Raw genomic sequence first — 24,426 nt, 5'->3', positions numbered from 1 at the left:
GAGGGCAACCAAAATTTCCAGCCATAAATATGGGTTAAGGAGTTTAGTGTGAAAAAATTGTTGTGTGCAGCGGGTGTTAGTATTGCTTTAGCTATGTCAGCAGGTGCTTATGCTGAGAAAATCGCTATCGTAAACGTAGGCGAAATCTTCCAAAATATGCCTGCTCGTGAAGCCGTTGCTAAACAGCTCGAGAGTGAGTTCAAAAGTCGTGGTACTGAATTGCAAAATCTAGAAAAAGATTTGCAATCACGCGTAGAAAAACTGCGTCGTGATGGTGCGACAATGAAGCAAAGCGATCGCGAAAAGCTTGAAAAAGAACTCATGACTAAACGTGACCAATTTGCTGAAAAAGCTCAAAAATTTGAAGAAGACAATCGTCGTCGTCAAGGTGAAGAGCGTAATAAAATCTTAACTCGTATTCAAGATTCTATTAAATCTGTTGCTGCGAAAGAAGGCTATGATGTGGTTATTGATGCAAATGCGGTTGCATATGCAAAAGATAGCATTGACATCACAAGTCAGGTTCAAAAACAGGTTAAATAATAGATGTCTTCAATTCGATTGGCTGACCTTGCTCAGCAGTTGAATGCGCAATTACACGGTGATGGCGATATCGTCATCACCGGTATTGCCCCGATGCATTCAGCAAATAATCAGCAGATTACTTTTCTATCTGATAGCCGCTATAGTGATAAACTGGCTGAATGTCAGGCTGCCGCGGTTGTCCTCACAGCAAAAGATCTCGAAGCTTGTAAGGTTTCAGCATTAGTTGTTGATAATCCTTACCTTGCTTATGCACGTATGGCTCAAATCATGGACACCACGCCAAGTCCGGCTGAAAATATCCATGTATCAGCGGTTATTGCTGATGATGCCCAATTAGGTCTCAATGTTGCAATTGGCGCTAATGCCGTTATCGAAAGCGGAGTGGTGCTGGGTGATAACGTGGTGATTGGAGCAGGTTGCTTTATCGGTAAAAATACACATATTGGCGCTGGAACCCGTTTATGGGCCAATGTCAGTATCTATCATAATATCGAGATTGGCGATCAGTGCTTGATCCAATCCGGTACTGTTATTGGATCTGATGGTTTCGGTTATGCAAATGATCGTGGTAATTGGATCAAAATACCTCAATTAGGTACAGTGATCATTGGATCTCGAGTCGAAATTGGTGCTTGCACCACAATTGACCGTGGAGCATTAGATAACACAGTTATTGGTAATGGTGTTATTATAGATAACCAGTGTCAAATTGCGCATAATGTGATTATTGGCGATAATACTGCGGTTGCTGGTGGTGTCATCATGGCGGGCAGTTTAAAAATTGGTCGTTACTGTATGATTGGCGGAGCAAGTGTTATTAATGGTCATATGGAAATTTGCGATAAGGTAACAGTAACAGGAATGGGTATGGTCATGAGACCAATTACAGAGCCCGGTGTATACTCTTCAGGTATTCCTTTACAGCCTAATAAAGTTTGGCGTAAGACAGCAGCTTTAGTCTTAAGTATCAATGAGATGAATAAGCGCTTGAAAACTATTGAGCGTGAATTAGATAGCCAAAACCAAAAAAAACAGTAAACATTTTGTAATTCAGGCTAAAATAGTCATCTGAGTTACGTTTTTCCGGCCTGCCAGTTAACCTATTTTAAAGGTTAAAGCAGGCCGATTCGTTAATTAAATCGTATTAATAGACAGGAAGAGTATTTCGATGAGTGATAATCATACTCTGAATATAGAAGAAATCTTAGAACTGCTACCGCACCGTTATCCTTTCCTTTTGGTTGACCGCGTATTGCATTTTGAAGAAGGTAAATTTTTGCGCGCAGTCAAAAATGTTTCTTTTAATGAGCCATTTTTCCAAGGGCATTTCCCAGGTAAGCCTATTTTCCCTGGCGTGTTAATCTTAGAAGCTATGGCTCAGGCCACGGGTATCCTTGCATTTAAAAGTGTTGGAAAATTAGAACCCGGTGAATTGTACTATTTTGCAGCAATCGATGGTGCGCGCTTTAAGCGTCCAGTTCTACCTGGAGACCAAATGGTTCTGGAAGTAGAATTTATCAAAGAACGCCGTGGAGTCGCACGTTTTAAAGGTGTTGCAAAAGTTGATGGAGAAGTGGCCTGCGAAGCAGAAATGATGTGCGCCCGTCGCCGTGAGGTCTGATATGATTGATAAGACAGCCTATATTCATCCTTCATCTGTCGTAGAAGATGGAGCTATCATCGGAGCCAATGTTCGTATTGGCCCTTTTTGTTATATTGGTGCTGACGTTGAAATAGGCGAAGGCACAGAATTGAAATCACACATTGTTATTAACGGTAATACACAAATTGGCCGTGATAACGTGATATTTCAGTTTGCCTCTATCGGCGAAATTAACCAAGACTTAAAATATCAAGGTGAGCCGACACGAGTTGAAATCGGGGATAGAAATCGCATCAGAGAAAGCGTTACTATCCATCGAGGTACAACACAAGGTGGCGGTTTAACAAAAGTTGGTGATGATAACTTGCTGATGGTTAATGTGCATATTGCTCATGACTGTATCATTGGTAATCGCTGTATTATTGCAAATAACGGCACTTTAGGTGGGCATGTCTTCCTTGGTGATTTTGCAATTATCGGCGGAATGACTGCGGTTCATCAGTTTTGCAAAATCGGCGCACACGTCATGGTGGGGGGATGTTCTGGGGTTGCACAAGACGTACCTCCATACGTAATTGCTCAGGGTAACCACGCGACGCCGTATGGTTTAAACCTCGAAGGATTAAAACGCCGCGGGTTTGACAAAGAGTCTCTTCATGCGATCCGAAATGCCTATAAAACATTATATCGTTCAGGTAAATCGTTAGAAGAAGCCCGTGAAGAAATTGCTGAAATGGCAAAAAATAATGAGCATGTCAAAGTGTTCAGCGACTTCCTCGAAGACTCGGCACAATCTAATCGTGGTATCATTCGTTAATTTTTTTTATTAACAGACGAATGAAGTAAAGGCCTTTATTAAGGAGCGAATTTTGGTGAATAATAACCGCCCACTTACTATTGGCCTTGTTGCCGGCGAAACGTCAGGTGATATTTTAGGTGCGGGCCTTATCCGTGCACTAAAAGAACAAGTGCCAAATGCGCGTTTTGTTGGTGTTGCAGGTCCACTGATGCAAGCCGAAGGATGTGAAGCCTGGTACGAAATGGAAGAGCTTGCCGTCATGGGTATTGTTGAGGTATTAGGTCGTTTACCTCGACTGCTCTCTATTCGTAAAGATTTAACGCAACGCTTTACACAATTGCAGCCCGATATTTTTGTCGGCATTGATGCCCCTGATTTTAACATCACTCTTGAGGGCAGATTAAAAGCAAAAGGCATCAAAACAATTCATTATGTCAGCCCATCTGTATGGGCATGGCGTCAAAAACGCGTGTTTAAAATTGGACGCGCAACTAATCTCGTGCTCGCATTCCTACCATTCGAAAAAGCGTTCTATGATCGTTTTAATGTACCTTGTCGTTTTATCGGACATACGATGGCAGATGCGATACCACTTCAGCCCGATAAACAGGCCGCTAGAGCACGATTAGGTATTCCTGAGACCGCAAAATGCTTGGCTTTATTACCTGGAAGCCGTCATTCAGAAGTTGAAATGTTGAGTGCCGATTTTTTAAAAACGGCAAAAATCTTACATCAACACTTCACAAATCTACATATTGTCGTTCCGTTGGTAAATGCAAAGCGACGTCAACAATTTGACGCTATTAGGGAAGAGGTTGCACCCGAGCTACATGTTCATATTCTCGATGGGCAAGCTCGTGATGCGATGATCTCTGCCGATGCAACATTACTTGCTTCGGGAACCGCCGCCCTTGAATGTATGTTGACGAAATGTCCAATGGTCGTAGGCTATCGAATGAAGCCATTTACTTTTTGGTTGGCAAAACGTTTAGTCAAAACGCCGTATGTTTCCTTACCTAATTTGCTAGCAGAAAAAGAGATAGTTAAAGAGCTATTACAAGAAGAATGCCAACCTGAAAAATTAGCACAGTACCTTATCCCTTTATTAAATGGTGGTGAGCAGGTTGATGATTTGAAAGAAACCTTTTTGCAATTGCATCAACTTATTCGCTGTGATGCAGACAAACAAGCTGCTGACGCAGTACTCGATTTGGTTAGAAAATAATGGATTTTATATACCCTAAAGCCAACTTAATTGCTGGTGTAGATGAAGTCGGACGTGGTCCTCTCGTTGGGGCAGTGGTGACGGCAGCCGTGATCCTTGATCCTAATAATCCAATAGTAGGATTAGCGGACTCAAAAAAGCTAACAGAAAAAAAACGTGAAAAATTGTTCGATGAAATAAAAGAAAAAGCACTTTGCTGGTGTATTGGTCGTGCAGAACCCGAAGAAATTGATAAAATAAATATATTGCATGCGACAATGTTAGCGATGCAACGTGCCGTTGCTGGGTTATCTATCACGCCTGATTTTGTGTTGGTTGATGGTAACCGTTGCCCTGAATTATTGATGCCATCACAAGCGGTGGTTAAAGGTGATAGTCTGGTTCAAGAGATAAGTGCAGCCTCTATTTTAGCAAAAGTAGTAAGGGATAGGGAAATGGTAGAGCTTGATAAAATCTTCCCTGAATATGGTTTTGCGAAACATAAAGGTTATCCAACGCCTTACCATTTAGAAAAACTGGCACAACACGGAGCCACTGAGTTTCATCGTAAGAGCTTCGCACCAGTACGGCGCGCCTTAGAAATTAAACAATAGGTATAAGGTTGATGGTTTCTCCTCGTTTTATTCATTTGCGTGTCCATAGTGACTACTCCATGATTGATGGGCTGGCGAAAACGGCGCCATTAGTTAAAAAAGTTGCTGCGATGGGCATGCCTGCACTCGCAATTACTGATTTTACTAATCTATGTGGATTAGTCAGGTTTTATGGTGCGGCTCATGGTGCGGGTATAAAGCCTATCATTGGTGCAGATTTTTGTGTGGAAAGTGAAATGTTAGGTGATGAAGTTGCTCACTTAACTGTGCTAGCCCGCAATAATGAAGGCTACCAAAATCTTACTTTACTTATCTCTGAAGCTTATCAGAAAGGGTATGGGCCGATAGGACCAACAATACATCGTGATTGGCTAGCAAAGCACAAAGAAGGTTTAATTTTACTTTCTGGTGGTCGAAAAGGGGATGTTGGGCAATTTTTATTGCGTGGTAACCAAACGCTTGTTGATGAATGCATTGAGTTTTATCAAACACACTTTCCGAATAGCTATTACTTAGAGCTCATCAGAACAGGGCGTCCTGATGAAGAGAGTTATTTGCATGCAGCGGTAGAGCTAGCGGCAAAAAAAGGTTTGCCTGTCGTTGCAACCAATGAAGTTTGTTTTATTGAGAGTAGCGATTTTGATGCCCATGAAATTCGGGTTGCTATCCATGATGGTTTTACTTTGGTTGACCCTAAAAGACCTAAAAATTATAGCCCTCAGCAATACTTACGTTCAGAAGCGGAAATGTGCGAGTTATTTGCCGACATTCCTGAAGCGTTAGAAAACAGTGTAGAGATTGCTAAGCGTTGTAACGTAACTATTCGTCTTGGTGAATACTTCTTACCACAGTTTCCAACGGGTGATATGAAGACTGAAGATTTCTTGGTTATGTGCTCGAGAAAAGGTTTAGAAGAGCGCCTTGAATTCTTATTTCCTGATGAAAAAGAAAGAGTTGAGAAACGCAAAGAATATGATGAGCGTTTAGAAATTGAATTGAACGTTATCAATCAGATGGGGTTTCCTGGTTACTTTCTTATCGTCATGGAATTTATCCAATGGTCGAAAGATAATGGCGTACCTGTTGGCCCAGGGCGTGGTTCAGGAGCGGGTTCGCTTGTTGCTTATGCGCTAAAAATTACTGATCTAGATCCACTTGAATTTGATCTATTATTCGAGCGCTTTTTGAATCCTGAACGTGTTTCCATGCCTGACTTTGACGTCGATTTCTGTATGGAAAAACGCGACCTAGTGATTGATCATGTTGCGCAAATGTATGGACGTGATGCGGTATCACAGATCATCACGTTCGGTACAATGGCGGCTAAAGCCGTTATTCGAGATGTAGGACGTGTACTAGGACACCCTTATGGGTTTGTCGATAGAATATCCAAATTAATCCCGTTAGATCCCGGTATGACACTGGAAAAAGCGTTTGAAGTTGAGCCTCAGCTACCTGAAATCTATGCTGCCGATGAAGAAGTTAAAGCATTGATAGACATGGCTCGCAAGCTTGAGGGTGTAACACGAAACGCAGGTAAGCATGCGGGTGGAGTGGTTATTGCACCAACAAAAATCACCGACTTTGCACCACTTTATTGTGATGCGGAAGGTAATAACCCAGTTACCCAGTTTGATAAAAATGATGTTGAGTATGCGGGGCTAGTCAAATTCGACTTCTTGGGTTTGCGTACTCTAACTATCATCAATTGGGCGTTGGAAATGATCAACGCGCGGCGCACCAAGAAAAATTTAGCGCCTATAGATATCGCAGCGATCCCTCTGCAAGATCAAAAAAGTTTCGATATGCTACAGCGTTCAGAAACAACGGCGGTATTCCAATTAGAATCCCGTGGTATGAAAGATTTGATCAAGCGGCTACGTCCAGATAGCTTTGAAGATATGATAGCTCTTGTGGCACTCTTCCGCCCAGGGCCGTTGCAATCAGGCATGGTAGATAACTTTATTGATCGTAAGCATGGTCGCGAGGAAATCTCTTACCCTGATGTAGAGTGGCAACATGAATCATTAAAACCTGTTCTAGAGCCAACTTATGGTATTATTTTGTACCAAGAACAGGTTATGCAGATTGCTCAGGTTCTTGCTGGATACACCCTTGGTGGTGCAGATATGCTGCGCCGTGCGATGGGTAAAAAGAAACCTGAAGAGATGGCGAAGCAGCGCTCTATTTTTAAAGATGGTGCCATCAAAAATGGTATTGATGGCGAGCTATCGATGAAAATCTTTGACTTGGTAGAGAAATTTGCCGGTTATGGTTTTAACAAATCGCACTCAGCTGCATATGCATTAGTTTCATATCAAACCTTATGGTTAAAGGCTCACTATCCTGCTGAATTTATGGCAGCGGTAATGACCGCAGATATGGATAACACAGAAAAAGTGGTTGGTTTGGTTGACGAATGCTGGCGAATGGGGTTAAAAGTATTGCCGCCAGATATTAATAGCGGATTATATCACTTCCATGTGAATGATGAAGGTGAGATAGTTTACGGTATTGGCGCCATTAAAGGTGTCGGTGAAGGTCCTATCGAAGCAATCGTTGAAGCTCGCCAACAAGGTGGGTTCTTTAAAGAAATCTTTGATCTTTGCGCCCGTGTTGATATAAAAAAAATTAATCGCCGTGTGATGGAAAAATTGATCATGGCAGGGGCATTTGATCGTTTAGGCCCGCATCGTGCAGCGTTAATGTCTTCTCTTGAAGATGCATTAAAAGCGGCGGATCAACATGCAAAAGCGGAAGCCATTGGACAAGCTGACATGTTTGGTGTGCTTGCTGATGCACCTGAACAGGTTGAAAGTTCTTATGCAAGTGTACCTAAATGGCCAGAGCAAGTTGTACTTGATGGCGAAAGAGAAACATTAGGGCTTTACTTAACTGGGCACCCGATAACACGGTACTTAAGTGAGATTGAGCGTTATACTAATGGTCTCAGGTTGAAAGATGTGAACCCAACCCCTCGTGGTCAAATGACAACTGTGGTAGGTTTAGTACTCTCAGCAAAAGTTATTACAACCAAGCGTGGAAATAGAATTGGTATTTGCACGCTTGATGATCGTTCCGGTCGTCTGGATATTATGTTATTTTCAGATGCTCTGGAGAAATACCAGCACATGCTGGAAAAAGATAATATATTAATCGCCACCGGCCAGGTCAGCTTTGATGATTTCAATGGTGGTAATAAAATGACAGTGCGCGAGTTAATGGATATTGGTGAAGCAAGGGAAAAATATGCACGAGGACTTGCTATATCACTGTCAGATAAACAAATTAACGATCAATTGTTGAACCGGCTTCGTAATACGCTTGAACCTCACCGTTCAGGAACGATCCCGGTTCATTTGTATTATCAGAAGGATGATGCCAGAGCCAAGCTTAAATTTGGCGTTGTTTGGCGTGTGACACCCGTGGATCCCCTTCTGAACGATCTTCGAACTCTGCTAGGTAGTGAGCAGGTAGAATTAGAATTTGACTAAAATAGGAATATTATGAGTCTGGATTTTCTTGATTTTGAACAGCCGATTGCTGAATTAGAGGCGAAAATTGATTCCCTAACTGCAGTTAGCCGTCAAGATAACAACTTAGAAGTCAACCTGGATGAAGAGGTTGCTCGTTTACGTGAGAAAAGTGTTGAACTAACACGTAAAATTTTCTCTGATCTTGGTGCATGGCAGATTGCAAAACTTGCTCGTCATCCTCGACGCCCTTATTCATTGGATTATATTCCACGTATTTTTACTGATTTTCAGGAATTGGCAGGTGACCGTGCTTATGCTGACGATAAAGCTATCGTTGGTGGAATGGCGCGCTTAGATGGTCGCCCAGTCATGATTATTGGTCATCAAAAAGGTCGTGAGACCAAAGAGAAAATACGTCGTAACTTTGGTATGCCGGCCCCTGAAGGTTACCGTAAGGCATTACGTCTGATGGAACTGGCCGATCGTTTTAATCTCCCTATTATCACTTTCATTGATACCCCAGGTGCATATCCTGGCGTCGGCGCTGAAGAACGTGGTCAATCTGAAGCGATTGCCCGTAACCTGCGTGAAATGTCACGTTTATCTGTTCCGGTTATCTGTACCGTTATTGGTGAAGGTGGTTCAGGTGGCGCGTTAGCTATCGGTGTTGGTGATAAAGTGAATATGCTGCAATACAGCACTTATTCTGTTATTTCGCCAGAAGGTTGTGCATCTATCCTTTGGAAAAGTGCAGACAAAGCGCCATTAGCAGCTGAAGCGATGGGGATTACTGCGCCACGCCTTAAAGAATTGAAGCTTGTTGACAATGTTATTCCTGAGCCTTTAGGTGGTGCGCATCGTAATTATGAAGAAATTGCAGCATCGCTCAAAGCGCGTCTTATTGAAGACCTTAATGAGCTCGAAGAGTTTGATGCTGAAGCCTTAAAAAATCGTCGTTATCAGCGATTGATGGGATATGGCTACTGTTAATCGCGCTACTTTGTCTTAAGCGTTTATTGACTGGCGGGGATTGGTTTTTACCAGCCCCCGCTTTTTTTGTTATTGTGTTCGGCATCTATGTATTTGAACTGAAAAAAGTCGTAAAAAATGAAGAAGGGCAAATGAATGGTGAAACAATCACAAGTCATCGTTGAGCAAATATTCAGCAAAATAAAAGATTTTCAAAAAATACTGGTTGGATTCAGTGGTGGAATTGATTCTACTGTGCTGTTGCATGCCCTTTGCCAAATCAAAAATAACCTAAATCCCTTGCTCCAAATCCGCGCAATTCATATTCACCATGGTTTAAACACAAAGGCGGATGCATGGGAAAAACATTGTGCTTCATTGTGCAAGGAGTGGAGTGTTCCGTTTATTTGCCAACAGGTTCAAGTCGACCCAACTCATAGCGGAATAGAGGCCGCAGCGCGAGATGCTCGTTATCAAGCTTATCGTGATGAACTACATGAGAATGAAATAATTGTGACGGCTCAGCATCAAGATGATCAGGCTGAAACCTTTATGCTAGCGTTAAAGCGAGGAAGTGGGCCTACAGGGCTTTCATCGATGCCACAGATTACGCCATTTAAGGCAACGATAGGTAACACATATTTATTACGACCATTATTGTCGATACCCCGAGAAAAGCTTGAAGAATACATGCAAGAAAACCAGCTACCTTGGGTTGAAGACGATAGTAATCAAAATGATAAATATGATCGAAATTTTCTTCGTTTACATATCATGCCGTTATTGACCGAACGCTGGCCTCATTTTTCGAGTGCAGTATCGCGTAGTGCGGCGCTGTGTGGGGAACAAGAAACATTACTTGATGAATTATTGCAAGATTCGTTAGATGAAATGATGGATTATCATGGTGGACTATTTATTGATAGCCTAAATAGTTGTTCGCCGGCAAAACGCAATGGGCTGATCCGCCGCTGGGTGGGTTTACACCAGTTACCCATGCCACCGTTTAATCAACTACAACGCATTTGGCAAGAAGTTGCTTTGGCTCGGCAAGATGCAGAGCCAGTTTGTCGCCTAGGGGATGTAGAAATTAGACGCTACCAAGGTGCTTTGTGGATTGTTAGGCGCATAACTCGTTTAACTAATAAGCAATATGATTGGGATTATCCGAATTTATTCACATTACCGGAATCTCTTGGGCAACTTGAAATTATGCATGGGCAAGGGCAAATTCGTCCTCCCAACGAACATGAAAAAGTGACTGTCCGTTTTGGCTTACAAGGCACAATTAATATTGTGGGAAGAACCCATTCAAGAAGCAGTAAAAAAATATGGCAAGAGTTAGGTATCGCTCCTTGGATGCGAGAGCGCACACCACTTATTTACTATAATGATGAACTTATAGCCGCGGTAGGCAGCTTTATTACACCTTTCGGTTTAGTTGATGAAGGGAAAGTTGGGATTGCGATTAACTGGCAAAAAAACAATGAATTTCAAGTAAGTTTATAAAGAGAAACCCCTTATGACTGTGACTATCATAAGGGGATGTAGAAGAACTCGAAATTGCGAGTGTTAGTGAGAGTGGTCGACAACTATCGTGCCGATTTCTGGATGACTGAAGGTGTTAATGCAATCCAGACGTAATTCTTTTGTTCCTTCATGTGTTTCAACAATCAGGTACTCTACTTTTTTACGTAGGAGCAAATCACTGGCTTGCCCTTCAATATTCTCGCCGCCATTAAGCTCAATGAGTAACTTTAGCTGGCGCTGGCATGCGATTTCTAGATATTCGTAATCATCACAATTGATAGGTTGATATTCAGTATCTGTAGACATATTCCCTCACCACTGTGTTAGTGGCGGTTATTGCCGCCTTGAACATGTTGTACCAAGCATAATGTGCTTTAATCGATAATAGCACAGTAATTTTAATAACTATAATCGGTGCTAGATGAAAAAGACAATTCTTATTCATTAAATTTATGCATGACGTATTTTATCAGTAATGTCCTAATTATCTAAAGCATCACGTCTTTTTGTGACTCAAGATGATATGATGTATATGTTGATTAAAGAGTCAAATATGAATGATTTTAAAGGAATTATAATGAAGAAATCACTATTGTTAGCATTAATGACTGTCAGTGCGATTACCTTAGCAGGCTGTCAAACTACTACAACGAATACCAATACGGCACAAATTGATAAAGTATATACAGGGGTTATTCCTTGTGCTGATTGTTCTGGTATTGAGGCGACTCTTTTAGTTAACCAGGATGGTAGCTATGTGGAACAGCTTGTTTATTTGGGAACGAAAGAAGGTGACCGCGCATTTCGTGAAGCGGGTAAATGGGAAGCTGAGGGTAAAAAATTACATTTAGCTAATTCAAAAGATGAGAAAACCTATTTTGCTCAAGCTGAAGATGGTCAATCAGTCACCTTGCTAGATTTGGATGGTAATCCAATCGAAACACAAATGAATTATACCCTTGAACAAGTTAAGCCAAGTAAAAAAATCGGTGAGTACCGTTATATGGCGGATGCCGCGGTATTTAAAGAGTGCGGATCAGGGCGTCAATATACTGCTTCAGGCATTGAACTGGAAAAAGGCTATAGCGAATCGGGTGTAGAAGGTGGAACACCTGTATATGTTGAGGTTGAAGGTTATTATTCAGTTCGCCCCTCAATGGAAGATGGCCAATTTGACTCTGCTTTAGTACAAACAGGTAAAGTTAAATTTGATAAATCAGCTTCTTGCAAATAATCTAAACTAAATTATTCATATAAAAGGCCCAATTTTATTGGGCCTTTTTGCTATTCAAGCGTTTCAATTCTGGTTAATAACCTCAGTTTGTCTATTCCACTATATAAGCCTTTCTTTATTTGATATCAGTATAACTTTTTTATTGACGCAAAATATTTGCATAAATGTGAAGGGTGTCATAGTGCTTGGTCAATGAGAGATAATTCTTGATAACAAAGAAATATCGTCTTTATGGGGAAGTACGTATACTTCATTCAACTAGAAGTAATTTATATATCTAAAGGCTTTATAGAGTAAAGCGATAAGCCAGCAAGAAAATTTATAAATTACAATGGTAATCAAAATAACAAGAATGAATCAAGGATAAAGAATGAAGAAGAAAAATATCTACTTATTTTGTTCTGCAGGTATGTCTACCTCTCTGTTAGTTAACAAAATGAGAATGCAGGCAGAAAAATATGATGTCCCTGTCAATATTGAAGCTTTCCCTGAAAGCTTAGCGGCAGAAAAAGGTGTTGATGCTGATCTGGTGCTATTAGGGCCTCAAATTGCTTGGATGTTAGATGATATTAAAAAATTATTACCTAATAAAACTGTTGAGGTTATTGATTCGCTTTTATACGGCAAAGTGGATGGGCTTGGTGTATTGAAAGCAGCAGTTGCAATAATAAAAAGTAAAACAACGAATTAATCCTAGAGAGCTACTTACTACCTCTACTAAATAATGACTTCATCACTATTGATATTATCCTCAGCGATTTTGTCATTAGAAAATGGAGCACACTCAAATAATTGAGGGTATTTTTATGAGTCTCGTCATCACTTCTCTTGAAAAGGTACTCCTTCCTTTTGCTGTTCGATTAGGAAAGCAACCTCATGTTAATGCAATAAAGAATGGTTTTATTCGTATCATGCCACTAACGTTAGTTGGTGCGATGTTTGTTCTAATTAATAATGTTTTTCTTAGCTTTGATACAGGGTCATTTTTCTACTCATTAGGTGTACGGCTTGAACCGGCAACGATTGAGACTCTCAATGGGTTTAAGGCCATAGGGGGGAATGTTTATAACGGAACGCTCGGAATAATGTCTCTAATGGCGCCCTTTTTTATCGCAATGGCATTAGCTGAAGAGCGCAAAGTCGATCCACTCGCGGCAGGTCTATTGGCTGTTGCTTCATTTATGACCGTAACACCTTATGAAGTTAATGGTGCTTATGCTGTTGGTGCGAATTGGCTAGGTGGCGCAAATATTATCTCGGGGATCATCTTGGGGTTAGTTGTTGCCGAGATGTTTACCTTTATTGTTCGCCGTAATTGGGTTATTAAATTACCTGATAGCGTACCTCCTTCCGTTGCTCGTTCATTCTCTGCACTTATTCCGGGTTTTATTATCCTGTCTATCATGGGGATAATTTCATGGGCATTGGCTGGAATTAGTAGTAACTTCCATCAAATAATTATGGATTCAGTCTCAACACCACTTGCATCAATGGGTAATGTCGTGGGTTGGGCATATGTCATTTTTACATCATTATTATGGTTCTTTGGTATTCATGGCTCACTGGCGCTTACCGCTTTAGATAGTGGCATTATGACGCCATGGGCACTGGAAAACGTGTCTTTATATGCAGAATATGGCTCGGTTGATGCGGCAATTGCAGCGGGTAAATCATTCCATATGTGGGCGAAGCCTATGCTTGATTCTTATGTATTCCTTGGTGGTACAGGGGCAACGCTAGGCTTGATTATTGCTATTTTCATTGCATCACGTCGCGCAGACCACCGCCAAGTTGCTAAGATTGCGTTGCCAGCAGGTATCTTCCAAATTAATGAACCTATTATCTTTGGATTGCCGATTATTATGAACCCAGTCATGTTTATCCCATTTATTCTGATACAGCCATTGTTAGCCGGAATAATGGTAGCAGCCTATTATTTAGGGATTATCCCACCGGTGACAAATATTGCGCCGTGGACAATGCCTACAGGGTTAGCTGCATTCTTTAATACAAATGGGAGTATTGCTGCATTATTACTCGCATTATTTAACCTTGGTGTTGCAGTATTGGTTTACATTCCTTTCGTCGTGATTTCGAACAAAGCGCAAAATACGATTGATGAAGAAGAAAGTGAAGAAGATATCGCAAACTCATTAAAATTTTAAAATTAAGGGGAGTTCTCTCCCCATTAAAATAGAGATAAAAACATGTTTGAGCTCGATGATATTCAAGAAGATACAGTAAATGAATTAGAAGAAGTCGTTATGGGGCTGATTATTAATGCGGGACAGGCTAGAAGCCTTGCTTATACCGCATTAAAAAAGGCAAAACAGGGCGACTTTGATAATGCAAAAATCTTGATGGAACAATCTCATTCCGCTCTTAATGAAGCACATAAAGTACAAACGCAATTAATTGAAAGTGACATGGGCGAAGGGCGAATAAAAGTCAGTTTAGTTCTTGTTCATGCACAAGATCATTTAATGAATGCGATGCTGGCTCGTGAGTTAATTACTGAATTAATTGAACTTCATGAAAAGCTAGAACGATAAAAAGGTAAGCCGATAGGAAAGGGGATCATGATGCAGATACTAATGAATAGAACCGATACTAATGCGGATATTAAAATGGTTCAGGAAAGTGAGCTTTTTAATAACAAAACCTTTCATGTATTTATTTATAATAAAATTGAGAGTGCAAGCGGATTGCATCAACATGACTATTATGAATATATGATTGTCCTAACAGGACGTTGCTATCAAATCATTAATGGTAAACGCGTTTTATTAGAAAGAGGCGATTTTGTTTTTTTACCAATAGGCTCTAATCACGAAAGCTCTTATGAGTTTGGCCCGACTCGAGTTTTGAATGTAGGAATTAGTAAATCATTTTTTGATAAACATTATCTATCATTATTACCGAGTTGCTTTGTTGCCTCTCAAAGCTATCAATTAAAAAATGAATTTATGGCTTACATTGAATCGGTTATTGCATCTCTAAATTTTCGTGATAACGAATTCAATGAATTTGTTGAATTAGTCACCTTCAATGTAGTTAATCGATTGCGCCATTTTCGTGAAAAGAGCCTACAAGATGATGCACCTCAATGGCTTAAATCTACATTAGAAGAAATGCATGATATTGCTATGTTCAGTGAGAGTGCATTACAAAATATGATAACAATGACAGGGAAATCACAAGAGTATCTGACAAGAGCTACAAAGCGTTTTTATGGTAAAACACCGATGCAAATTATTAATGATATTCGAATTAATTTTGCTAAAAAACAATTAGAAATAACAAATTATTCAATAACAGATATTGCATTTGAATCGGGTTACAGCAGTCCAAGCCTATTTGTCAAAAAATTTAAAGAATTAACATCTTTAACACCAAGTGATTATCGAAAAAATTTATTTAGTGTTGAACAAAGAATGGTTGGTTAACATTCTTAATTGAAAATTAATTAGTTGAGAAACTTAAGCATATCCACTTTTTACAAAGTGGAGTGCTTTCTATATTCAAAATATAAAAGTATATCCATTATATTTCAAATAGATGATACGCAAATACGTATATTGAATTATTTTAGATATAAATGAGGCTAATATGAGTAAGAAGTTAAAGATTGTCACTATCGGTGGTGGTAGTAGCTATACACCTGAATTATTAGAAGGATTTATTAAGCGTTATCATGAGCTTCCAGTGACTGAGTTATGGCTTGTTGATGTTGAAGAGGGAAAAGAAAAATTAGATATTATTTTTGATCTCTGTGAACGAATGATAAAGCATGCTGGCATTCCATTAAAAGTATATAAAACCCTAAATCGTAGAGAAGCATTAAAAGATGCTGATTTTGTGACAACGCAATTAAGAGTAGGGCAATTAAAAGCACGAGAAATTGATGAGTCTATTCCGCTAAAACATGGTTATTTAGGTCAAGAAACGAATGGTGCTGGTGGTCTATTTAAAGGGCTTCGTACTATTCCTGTGATCTTCGATATTATCAAAGATGTTGAAGAAATCTGTCCTAATGCATGGGTTATTAATTTTACTAACCCAGCTGGAATGGTTACTGAGGCTGTTTATCGGCACACAAACTTTAAACGCTTTATTGGTGTGTGTAATATTCCAATTGGTATGAAAATGTTTATCACAGATGTTCTTAATCTGTCAGATACAGATGATTTATCAATTGATTTATTTGGTTTAAACCATATGGTTTTTATCAAGGATGTCGTTGTTAATGGCTCGTCACGCTTTGGTGAGTTATTAGATGGAATTGCATCGGGAACGCTGAGTGCAAATTCAGTAAAAAATATTACTGACTTAGCTTTTGATGAAGGGTTGATACGTTCATTAAACTTAATTCCATGTTCCTATTTACTGTATTACTTTAAGCCTAAAGAAATGTTAGCTATAGAGTTGGGTGAATATTATAAAGGCGGTGCGAGAGCTCAGATTGTTCAAAAAGTTGAACATCAATTATTTGAGCTTTATAAAAATCCATCGTTAGATGTTAAACCAAAAGAATTAGAGTTGCGTGGTGGCGCTTATTATTCAGATGCCGCTTGTGAAGTCATTAATGCAATTTATAATGATAAAAACACCGAGCACTATGTCAATATTCCACATCTGGGGCATATTGATAACATTCCTGCAGATTGGACGGTTGAAATGACCTGTACTTTAGGGCGTAATGGGGCAAAACCGCATCCGAGGTTGACACACTTTGATGATAAAGTCCTTGGGCTTATCTATACCTTAAAAGGTTTTGAAATCGCAACTAGTCGTGCGGCAACCAATGGTGACTTTAATGATGTTTTATTAGCGATGAATCTCAACCCGTTAATTCATTCAGATAAAGACGCACGCTTGTTATCAAAAGAGCTGTTAATTGCCCATAAAGCTTATCTTCCTCAATTTGATGCTGCGATAAAAAAACTTGAAGAAGAATAATGGTTCATTTGTTCAATAGCCTGTGAATGGGATAAACCAAGGAAAAAGAATGGCATCTTTATTAATTGTTAATGCAGATGATTTCGGACTATGCCAAGCGGTGAATTATGGCATTATTGAGGCTCATCGAAATGGTATAGTGCACTCAACAAGTGCAATGATGAATATGCCAGCAATAGGTCATGCTGCCAAATTAAGCCATGAATATCCGAGTTTAGCGGTTGGCATGCATTTTGTTTTAACGGCAGGAATGCCTTTTTCTTCGATGCCAACTCTAACTCGAGAAGGTATTTTAGGTAAATGGCTGTGGGAAATCGATTCGAATGATTTACCATTAGAAGAAATTGAGCAAGAATTACATCAGCAGTATGATCATTTCGTCAAAATTTTTGGTAGAAAACCAAGTCATATTGATAGTCATCATCATGTTCATATGCTTTCAGGTATTTTTCCTATCGCCGTTAGGTTCGCGGAAGAAAAAGGCGTGGCATTAAGAGTTGATCGCCAATTAGAAAAAAATTGGCCACCAATGTCTTATTGCGTTAGGAGCACAGATTATTTTAGCGATGAATTTTATGGTGATGTGATTACTGAAACATTATTTTTGAAAATTTTAGATGCTTCAAAAAATCGGGGGGATCAATCAATTGAAATCATGAGCCATCCCGCTTTTATTGATAATGCATTGCTGAAAAGTAATTATGCTTACCAGAGACTTACTGAGTTAGAAGTACTAACATCAGTAGAGTTAAAACAGCAGATTTTAACGCGTGGTTTCAAATTAGGTTCGTATTTAGATATTTAAAGAATAAGCCCAAACTTTATGAGATAAAAATAATACTTATCTCGAGTTTGGGCTTTCTTTATATTTACTATACTCGCGGGCGAGTTAAGTCTTATTTACGTAGGCAAGATGCTAATTTTTCTTTAAGGAAACTCACCACATTATCAAGGCCAACTAATTCTTTATCATCACTGCGACGAGCTTTATATTCAACCTGATTGTTGTCTAGATTGCGATCGCCAATAACGATGGTATAAGGAACACCGATCAGCTCCATGTCTGCAAACATAACACCTGGACGTTCTTTTCTGTCATCGAAAATGACATCGATACCCTGTGCTTTTAAGTCTGCATACAGCTTTTCGGCGACTTCTTTAACACGGTAAGACTTATGCATATTCATTGGCAAAATAGCCACTTGGAATGGTGCAATTGCGTCAGGCCAGATAATCCCCCGCTCATCATGGCTTTGCTCAATAGCAGCAGCAACAATTCGCGTTACACCGATGCCATAGCAACCCATTGTAACAACTTGGTTATGACCTTCTTCATTTTGCACTGAAGCTTTCATTGCTTCTGAATATTTAGTCCCTAGCTGGAAGATATGACCAACTTCGATACCACGCTTAATTTGTAATGTACCTTTACCATCTGGGCTAACATCACCTTCAACAACATTACGTAAATCGAAAGTAGCTGGTAGAGCAAGGTCTCGTTCCCAGTTAATACCAAAATAGTGCTTACCATCAATATTTGCACCAGCACCAAAATCACTCATTACTGCAACGCTGCGATCAATAACAATCGGTAAAGGCATGTTGATTGGACCTAAAGATCCAGGACCTGCATTGATCGCATTTCTGATCTCTTCTTCGCTTGCAAACTCAAGAGGACTAGCGACTAAAGGGTGTTTTTCTGCCTTGATTTCATTTAGCTCATGGTCACCACGGATCAAGAGTGCAACCAAAGTATGTCCTGAATCTTTTTCCGCATGAACAATCAATGTTTTGATTGTTTTTTCAATAGGTAAGCTAAATTGCTCAACTAATTCAGCGATAGTTTTTGCATTTGGTGTATCCACCAAGCGCATTTCTTCTGTTGGTGCTGAACGTGGTGTTGTTGGTGCAACGGCTTCGGCAAATTCAATATTTGCAGCAAAATCAGAGTCAGTTGAGAAAACAACATCATCTTCACCACTTTGTGCTAATACTTGGAATTCATGAGACGCATTTCCACCAATAGACCCTGTATCCGCGAGAACGGCACGGAAATCAAAACCAATGCGAGTGAAAATTTTGCTATAGGCTTCATACATTGCATCATAAGTTTCTTGCAATGATTCTTGGCTTATATGGAATGAGTAAGCATCTTTCATAATAAATTCGCGAGAGCGCATCACACCAAAGCGTGGGCGAACTTCATCTCGGAATTTAGTTTGAATTTGAAATAGGTTCAAAGGTAATTGCTTATAAGAGGTGAGCTCGGTGCGCACTAAATCGGTAATCACTTCTTCATGTGTTGGGCCAAGAACAAAAGGGCGCTCACCACGGTCTACAAAACGCAGTAACTCAGGTCCATATTGTTCCCAACGCCCACTTTCTTGCCATAAATCAGCTGGTTGAACCACGGGCAAAGAGACTTCGATAGCACCTGCATTTTCCATTTCTTCGCGAACAATTGTTTCTACTTTACGCAGAACACGTACGCCAGTGGGTAGCCAATCGTAAAGACCAGAAGCAAGTTTACGGATCATTCCTGCACGCAGCATCAGTTTGTGACTGATAACTTCCGCATCCGCAGGGGTCTCTTTTAGAGTTGAGAGCAGATATTTGCTAGTACGCATTGTATAGGTTCCATTAGAACAACAAATCTTGGCAAGCAGATTGCTGGCCAAATAATTTATGGCTGCTGAGCAGCGATGTAAGGATCTAGTCTACCAGTGACAGAGCCTTGCCAAAAGGGGTTAAGTCATTTTTTCGTGGCGTTCGATAGCGAATACTTCGGTTACACTATCAACGACTCGCCAGCGGACATTAAAATCTAATAAATGGACAGCATAGTCACGTATTTCAGTCGATTGCTTTTTATAAGCAGGTCGAGGATCTTGCCTTAAAACTTGTTCAATAAACTGTGCAAGCCCGGGATATTCATTTTGATAGCTTTCTAATTCTTGCTGTACCTGAGAACTAAAAATAACCTGCATATTATCGCAAGGGGTATCTTGCGCATATCCCGCTTTAGCCGTTGTAATTGCTTCTGCGAAAGGTAGATAAGGCTTAATATCAATAACGGGTGTACCGTCGACTAAATCAAGACTACCCAATTCAAGTATGACTTGGTTATTGCTTGCATTTATTCCTTTTAGCTCAACAAGTGACATACCGACAGGATTCGGTCTGAAAGTAGAGCGGGTTGCAAACACGCCTAGTTTTTCATTTCCACCAAGACGAGGAGGCCTTACTAACGGTTTCCAACCAGCATTCATAGTCTGATGGAAAACAAAAATAATCCAAATATGGCTAAACTGAGCGATTCCTCTAATTGCATTAGGATCATTAAATGGCGGGCTTAAGACTAATGTTCCAACACCACCTGGAACGAGCCCAGGTTGGCGTGGAATAGCAAACTTCTCTTTATATGGGGATTTGATATGCCCAATAACATTAAATTGGAAGGATTGCATGTCTTGATTATTCAACAATTTGTAATGCACTGCCTTCACAGATTGTTGCTTGATAACAACCTGGAGAGGTCATTGTCTGACATTGATGCAGTAATACGGCATCAGCAGCAATATAAGCGGCTTGCGTTAGCATACTGTTTTTTGCAGAGTTAAGATTAGCGGGTGGGCTTTGCACGCTTTCTCTGCAAGACTCACCAGAAACAACACCTAAATCTTTGAAAGGCATACCTAACAATTCTTCAGGGCTATTCATTAACTTAACATTTGCCGTGTCTTTTTTAGCTACACTCGGTACGGGTTTTGACAATTTCATACTAGAGAAACCTTTATTCTGCCCTGGACTCGTGTATTGGTTAATTCCACACCCAGCTAAAACAAAAGTCGCTAAGGTGAGCAATAACAGTCTCATAAGTTATACCTTTCTTATATGTTTATAAAAATTTCTTTGCTATGTGTTTATACACAAAATAATTCGAAATGCATGCAGGTGGCACGCGATGATAGCTAAAGTAGCCTAAATAACGCGATGACCGATAACAGTACAAGCCATACATTTTGAAGTAAGATGGGAGTATATAATACAAAAAAAACTAGATGGCGCGAAGCCATCTAGTATATTAATCATTTTTTTAATAATAAAAAAGATTACCAGCCTTTAACTGCACCACCATCAAAAACTTCATCGGCTTTATTTGCGACTTCATCTGATTGATATGCTTGAATAAATTTCTTCACATTCTCACTGTCTTTATTATCTTCACGAGCAACAATAACGTTTACATAAGGAGAATCTTTATCTTCAACGAACAAACCATCTTTTGCAGGCGTTAATTTTGGTGTTGCACTGCTTGCCCAAGTTGTATTGATAATTGCCAATGCGATTTTTTGGTCGTCAAGTGAACGAGGTAATTGAGGTGCTTCTAATTCAACAAATTTTAGGCCTTTTGGGTTTTCAACAACATCTAAAACTGTAGGCATTAAACCTGTACTATCTTTTAATTTGATCAGACCTTGCTGTTGTAACAATAGTAAAGAGCGGCCTAAGTTAGTTGGGTCGTTCGGTAACGCAACTTGCGAGCCATCAGCCAGCTCTTCAACTGATTTAATTTGTTTAGAATAAGCTGCAATTGGGTAAATGAAGGTATTACCAACAGGGACAAGCTTATAGTTGCGATCCTTGATTTGTTGTTCAAGATACGGTTTGTGCTGGAATGCGTTAGCGTCGATATCACCTTTGCTTAGTGCTTCGTTCGGTAAAACGAAGTCATTAAAAGCAACGAGTTCGACATTTAAACCGTATTTTTCTTTAGCCACTTTCTGTGCAACTTCAGCAACCTCTAATTCTTTGCCCATAATTACACCGACTTTAATACTATTTGGATCTTTTTCTTTTTCGCCACAGGCGGTGAGAACGAGAGTACCTAATAGCGCGCCGACAACTGCAATAGATTTTAACTTGATAGACATAATTAACCCCTTTAAATACTTGCTTTAAAGCACCTTCACGGCGCTGCTATTTACACCCTTTCTATTTCAAGTCGCAGGTTATATCGAATACATGCGCCTTAAAGTATTTATATAGATAACCTATCGGTGTGAGACTTTCTTCATTAAATACTCACCACAAAACTGAATGATGAATACTAAGATAATTAACAATACGAGGACGGTATTCATGATCATCGGATTATAAGTATAGTAACCGTATTGCATTGCAATTTGTCCTAAACCACCAGAACCTACAGCCCCGCCCATCGCAGAATAGCCGACTAACATAATTAAGGTAATCGTTGCGGCGTTGATAATCCCTGGTAATGATTCAGGAATTAAAACTTTTCTGATAATTTGTAATGGGGTTGCACCCATCGCTCTTGATGCCTCAATTAAGCCACTTGGTACTTCTAATAATGCGTTTTCAACCATACGGGCAATAAAAGGAATTGCACCAACCGTCAGTGGAACAATTGCGCCTTCGATTCCTATTGCGGATCCCACAAGAAACTTAGTGAATGGACTAATCCAAACTAATAAAATTATAAACGGAATTGAGCGGAAAATATTTACAACCGCTGAAATCACACTGTAAAGAAGAGTGTTTTCCATTACCTGCCCACGGCGAGTTATAAAAAGTAAAACGCCGGTAGGTACACCCATAATAAAGCCCAAAATTGCAGAAACGATAGTCATGATAATGGTATCAATCGTTCCTGATATGAGCAGTGCAATCATTCCATCAGACATACCCTAAAACCTCTACTTTGACATGATGTTCTTTTAAAAATTCAATTGTGGATTCAATTCCGCCATTAACGCCATGTAATTCAGCTAACATAACACCGAATTTAACGCCACCGGCGTAGTCAATTTGCGAACTCAATATATTAATATCGATGTCAAATTTACGGACTACCATAGAAATTAAAGGTGCATCAACAGATTGGCCTGTGAATTCAAGTTTTAATAATGGAGATAAATCTTTGCCAGGCTCATTCTGCATACGTTCTTTATAATCATCAGGGATATCGATGACTAATGTCGATCTAATGAATTCTTGAGCAACAGGTGTTTTCGGATGAGAGAAAACCTCACTGACTTTATCTTGCTCAATTAGTTGGCCACCACTAATAACAGCCACTTGGTCGCAAATACGCTTAACAACGTCCATTTCATGGGTGATGAGTAAAATAGTTAACCCTAAACGGCGATTAATATCTTTTAATAACTCAAGGATAGAGCGTGTTGTTGCAGGATCCAATGCACTGGTTGCTTCATCACATAATAAAACCTTTGGTGAATTCGCGAGCGCACGGGCAATCGCAACGCGCTGTTTTTGCCCACCAGAAAGGTTTGCAGGATAAGCATCTTTCTTATCCATTAAGCCAACAAGTTCAAGAAGTTCGTTCACTCTCTGCTTAATTTTATCTTTTGGCGTATTGTCTAACTCTAACGGCAATGCCACGTTGTCAAAAACTGTACGGGAAGATAGCAAATTAAAATGCTGGAAAATCATACCAATTCCGCGACGAGCTTTTGTCAAAGATTTTTCAGGTAAAGAGGTTAAATCTTGGCCTCCAACAATGACTTGTCCTGATGTTGGGCGCTCAAGCATGTTAACGCAGCGGATTAATGTACTTTTACCTGCACCTGAAGCACCTATAACGCCATATATCTGACCAGCAGGAACATGCAGGCTAATATCGGTTAGCGCTTGAATGTTACGGCTTCCTTGCTGGAAAACTTTATTTATATTTGAGAGCTTTATCATTTATATGTTCTAATTTTTACCGGAATTGTTTTCTAGATAATGTATCTAATATGGTTGGATGTTAAGGCGTCTAGACGTCTAAGTCAATAAGGTTTGATGTATTTATTCTATTCTCATTTCTTTTCTTTTCGTGAGATACTAAAAATCATTTTATTTTTAGGAGTTAACCGGTGAGCAAAGGTATACCTGCAGTTTTTCTAGATAGAGACGGTACGATTAATATCGATCATGGCTATGTGCATAAAATAGATGACTTTCAATTTATCGAAGGTGCTATTGAAGCGATGACTGAATTGAAAAAAATGGGTTACGCATTAGTGGTTGTCACAAACCAGTCAGGAATTGGTCGTGGTATTTATAGCGAAGACCAATTTATGCAACTTACTGAGTGGATGGATTGGTCTCTTGCTGACCGTGATGTTGAACTTGATGGCATCTATTTCTGCCCTCATCACCCAGAAGCAACGGAAGAAGAATACCGTCAAGACTGTAATTGCCGTAAACCAAAAGCAGGAATGTTATTAGAAGCTCAGGAATTTCTAAACATTGATATGGCTTCTTCTATTATGGTAGGTGACAAACTTGCTGATATGCAAGCAGGTAAAGCGGCGCAAGTAGGCACGACTATATTAGTAAAAAGCGGCGAACCAGTTACTGATGATGCTATTGCGAACGCGGATATTGTCATTAATAGCATTGCAGAGCTGCCAGAAGCCTTAAAAAGAATCAAAAAATAAGCGTTTTGGATGATAAGTCAGCG

The 24,426-nt window shown here is 39.8% G+C and carries 24 protein-coding genes; 17 read left to right on the top strand and 7 right to left on the bottom strand.

Annotation, left to right across the window (positions count from 1 at the left end):
• The first annotated feature begins 48 nt into the window (after window positions 1-48).
• The 9 genes from skp (at window position 49) to tilS (ending at window position 10,720) form a co-directional block, all read left to right on the top strand.
• Complete coding sequence (gene skp / locus M998_RS06160; RefSeq protein ID WP_068441278.1) at window positions 49-543, top strand: molecular chaperone Skp; 495 nt, start codon at window positions 49-51, stop codon at window positions 541-543.
• A gap of 3 nt (window positions 544-546) precedes the next feature.
• Complete coding sequence (lpxD, locus tag M998_RS06155) at window positions 547-1,584, top strand: UDP-3-O-(3-hydroxymyristoyl)glucosamine N-acyltransferase (RefSeq protein ID WP_068441281.1); 1,038 nt, start codon at window positions 547-549, stop codon at window positions 1,582-1,584.
• Between the two features lie 130 nt (window positions 1,585-1,714).
• A complete protein-coding gene (gene fabZ / locus M998_RS06150) occupies window positions 1,715-2,167 on the top strand; it encodes a 3-hydroxyacyl-ACP dehydratase FabZ (protein WP_068441286.1) in 453 nt (150 codons plus the stop codon).
• A gap of 1 nt (window position 2,168) precedes the next feature.
• Window positions 2,169-2,966 carry an acyl-ACP--UDP-N-acetylglucosamine O-acyltransferase gene (gene lpxA, locus M998_RS06145; RefSeq protein ID WP_068441291.1) on the top strand — a complete coding sequence of 266 codons (798 nt, stop codon included), beginning with the start codon at window positions 2,169-2,171 and terminating at the stop codon, window positions 2,964-2,966.
• Window positions 2,967-3,018: 52 nt separating this feature from the next.
• The gene (gene lpxB, locus M998_RS06140; protein ID WP_068908072.1) at window positions 3,019-4,173 is read left to right on the top strand and encodes a lipid-A-disaccharide synthase; all 1,155 of its coding nucleotides are present in this window, start codon (window positions 3,019-3,021) and stop codon (window positions 4,171-4,173) included.
• Window positions 4,173-4,766, top strand: a complete 594-nt coding sequence (gene rnhB / locus M998_RS06135; protein ID WP_068441297.1) for a ribonuclease HII — start codon at window positions 4,173-4,175, stop codon at window positions 4,764-4,766. Before lpxB ends, rnhB begins: the two co-directional genes overlap by 1 nt.
• 11 nt (window positions 4,767-4,777) lie before the next feature.
• The gene (gene dnaE, locus M998_RS06130; RefSeq protein WP_068908070.1) at window positions 4,778-8,260 is read left to right on the top strand and encodes a DNA polymerase III subunit alpha; all 3,483 of its coding nucleotides are present in this window, start codon (window positions 4,778-4,780) and stop codon (window positions 8,258-8,260) included.
• A 12-nt stretch (window positions 8,261-8,272) separates the two neighbouring features.
• A complete protein-coding gene (accA, locus tag M998_RS06125; protein WP_068441305.1) occupies window positions 8,273-9,232 on the top strand; it encodes an acetyl-CoA carboxylase carboxyl transferase subunit alpha in 960 nt (319 codons plus the stop codon).
• 135 nt (window positions 9,233-9,367) lie between these two features.
• Window positions 9,368-10,720, top strand: coding sequence for a tRNA lysidine(34) synthetase TilS (tilS, locus tag M998_RS06120; RefSeq protein WP_068908068.1), 1,353 nt, complete (start codon window positions 9,368-9,370; stop codon window positions 10,718-10,720).
• 63 nt (window positions 10,721-10,783) lie between these two features.
• On the opposite strand, the gene rof is transcribed toward tilS, so the two are convergent.
• Window positions 10,784-11,047 carry a Rho-binding antiterminator gene (rof, locus tag M998_RS06115; protein WP_068441311.1) on the bottom strand — a complete coding sequence of 88 codons (264 nt, stop codon included), beginning with the start codon at window positions 11,045-11,047 and terminating at the stop codon, window positions 10,784-10,786.
• A 271-nt stretch (window positions 11,048-11,318) separates the two neighbouring features.
• Here rof and nlpE point away from each other — a divergent pair, with 271 nt between their 5' ends.
• From nlpE to chbG, 7 genes are all read left to right on the top strand, one after another.
• Complete coding sequence (gene nlpE, locus M998_RS06110) at window positions 11,319-11,975, top strand: envelope stress response activation lipoprotein NlpE (RefSeq protein WP_068441731.1); 657 nt, start codon at window positions 11,319-11,321, stop codon at window positions 11,973-11,975.
• 370 nt (window positions 11,976-12,345) lie between these two features.
• Window positions 12,346-12,666, top strand: a complete 321-nt coding sequence (locus M998_RS06105; RefSeq protein ID WP_068441313.1) for a PTS sugar transporter subunit IIB — start codon at window positions 12,346-12,348, stop codon at window positions 12,664-12,666.
• A 115-nt stretch (window positions 12,667-12,781) separates the two neighbouring features.
• Window positions 12,782-14,140: a PTS N,N'-diacetylchitobiose transporter subunit IIC gene (gene chbC / locus M998_RS06100; protein ID WP_068441316.1), complete on the top strand. Its 1,359-nt coding sequence runs from the start codon at window positions 12,782-12,784 to the stop codon at window positions 14,138-14,140.
• Between the two features lie 42 nt (window positions 14,141-14,182).
• Window positions 14,183-14,527, top strand: a complete 345-nt coding sequence (gene chbA / locus M998_RS06095) for a PTS N,N'-diacetylchitobiose transporter subunit IIA (RefSeq protein ID WP_068441320.1) — start codon at window positions 14,183-14,185, stop codon at window positions 14,525-14,527.
• A 27-nt stretch (window positions 14,528-14,554) separates the two neighbouring features.
• Window positions 14,555-15,421: a transcriptional regulator ChbR gene (chbR, locus tag M998_RS06090; RefSeq protein WP_082787524.1), complete on the top strand. Its 867-nt coding sequence runs from the start codon at window positions 14,555-14,557 to the stop codon at window positions 15,419-15,421.
• A gap of 163 nt (window positions 15,422-15,584) precedes the next feature.
• Window positions 15,585-16,934 (top strand): 6-phospho-beta-glucosidase, encoded by a 1,350-nt coding sequence (locus M998_RS06085; RefSeq protein WP_068441323.1) that lies wholly within the window; start codon window positions 15,585-15,587, stop codon window positions 16,932-16,934.
• Between the two features lie 49 nt (window positions 16,935-16,983).
• On the top strand, window positions 16,984-17,739 hold the full coding sequence (gene chbG / locus M998_RS06080) for a chitin disaccharide deacetylase (RefSeq protein ID WP_068908067.1): 756 nt from the start codon (window positions 16,984-16,986) through the stop codon (window positions 17,737-17,739).
• A 91-nt stretch (window positions 17,740-17,830) separates the two neighbouring features.
• Here the strand turns inward: chbG and proS are convergent, their stop codons facing one another.
• From proS to metN, 6 genes are all read right to left on the bottom strand, one after another.
• On the bottom strand, window positions 17,831-19,561 hold the full coding sequence (gene proS, locus M998_RS06075; RefSeq protein ID WP_068908065.1) for a proline--tRNA ligase: 1,731 nt from the start codon (window positions 19,559-19,561) through the stop codon (window positions 17,831-17,833).
• 120 nt (window positions 19,562-19,681) lie between these two features.
• Window positions 19,682-20,401, bottom strand: a complete 720-nt coding sequence (gene tsaA / locus M998_RS06070) for a tRNA (N6-threonylcarbamoyladenosine(37)-N6)-methyltransferase TrmO (RefSeq protein WP_068441333.1) — start codon at window positions 20,399-20,401, stop codon at window positions 19,682-19,684.
• A 7-nt stretch (window positions 20,402-20,408) separates the two neighbouring features.
• A complete protein-coding gene (gene rcsF / locus M998_RS06065; protein ID WP_068908064.1) occupies window positions 20,409-20,810 on the bottom strand; it encodes an envelope stress sensor lipoprotein RcsF in 402 nt (133 codons plus the stop codon).
• 236 nt (window positions 20,811-21,046) lie between these two features.
• A complete protein-coding gene (locus M998_RS06060; protein ID WP_068441339.1) occupies window positions 21,047-21,868 on the bottom strand; it encodes a MetQ/NlpA family lipoprotein in 822 nt (273 codons plus the stop codon).
• Window positions 21,869-21,988: 120 nt separating this feature from the next.
• Window positions 21,989-22,642, bottom strand: a complete 654-nt coding sequence (gene metI, locus M998_RS06055) for a methionine ABC transporter permease MetI (RefSeq protein WP_068441342.1) — start codon at window positions 22,640-22,642, stop codon at window positions 21,989-21,991.
• Window positions 22,635-23,666, bottom strand: a complete 1,032-nt coding sequence (gene metN, locus M998_RS06050) for a methionine ABC transporter ATP-binding protein MetN (RefSeq protein ID WP_068441345.1) — start codon at window positions 23,664-23,666, stop codon at window positions 22,635-22,637. Before metN ends, metI begins: the two co-directional genes overlap by 8 nt.
• Window positions 23,667-23,836: 170 nt before the next feature.
• On the opposite strand from metN, the gene gmhB reads away from it, so the two are divergent.
• Window positions 23,837-24,403: a D-glycero-beta-D-manno-heptose 1,7-bisphosphate 7-phosphatase gene (gene gmhB, locus M998_RS06045; protein ID WP_068441349.1), complete on the top strand. Its 567-nt coding sequence runs from the start codon at window positions 23,837-23,839 to the stop codon at window positions 24,401-24,403.
• Window positions 24,404-24,426: the final 23 nt, after the last annotated feature.

It is taken from the genome of Providencia heimbachae ATCC 35613 (assembly GCF_001655055.1).
In the GTDB taxonomy this organism is placed as follows: Bacteria; Pseudomonadota; Gammaproteobacteria; order Enterobacterales; family Enterobacteriaceae; genus Providencia; species Providencia heimbachae.
The sequence above is the reverse complement of the archived record's forward strand: the minus strand, read 5'-3'. Positions and strand labels throughout refer to the sequence as shown.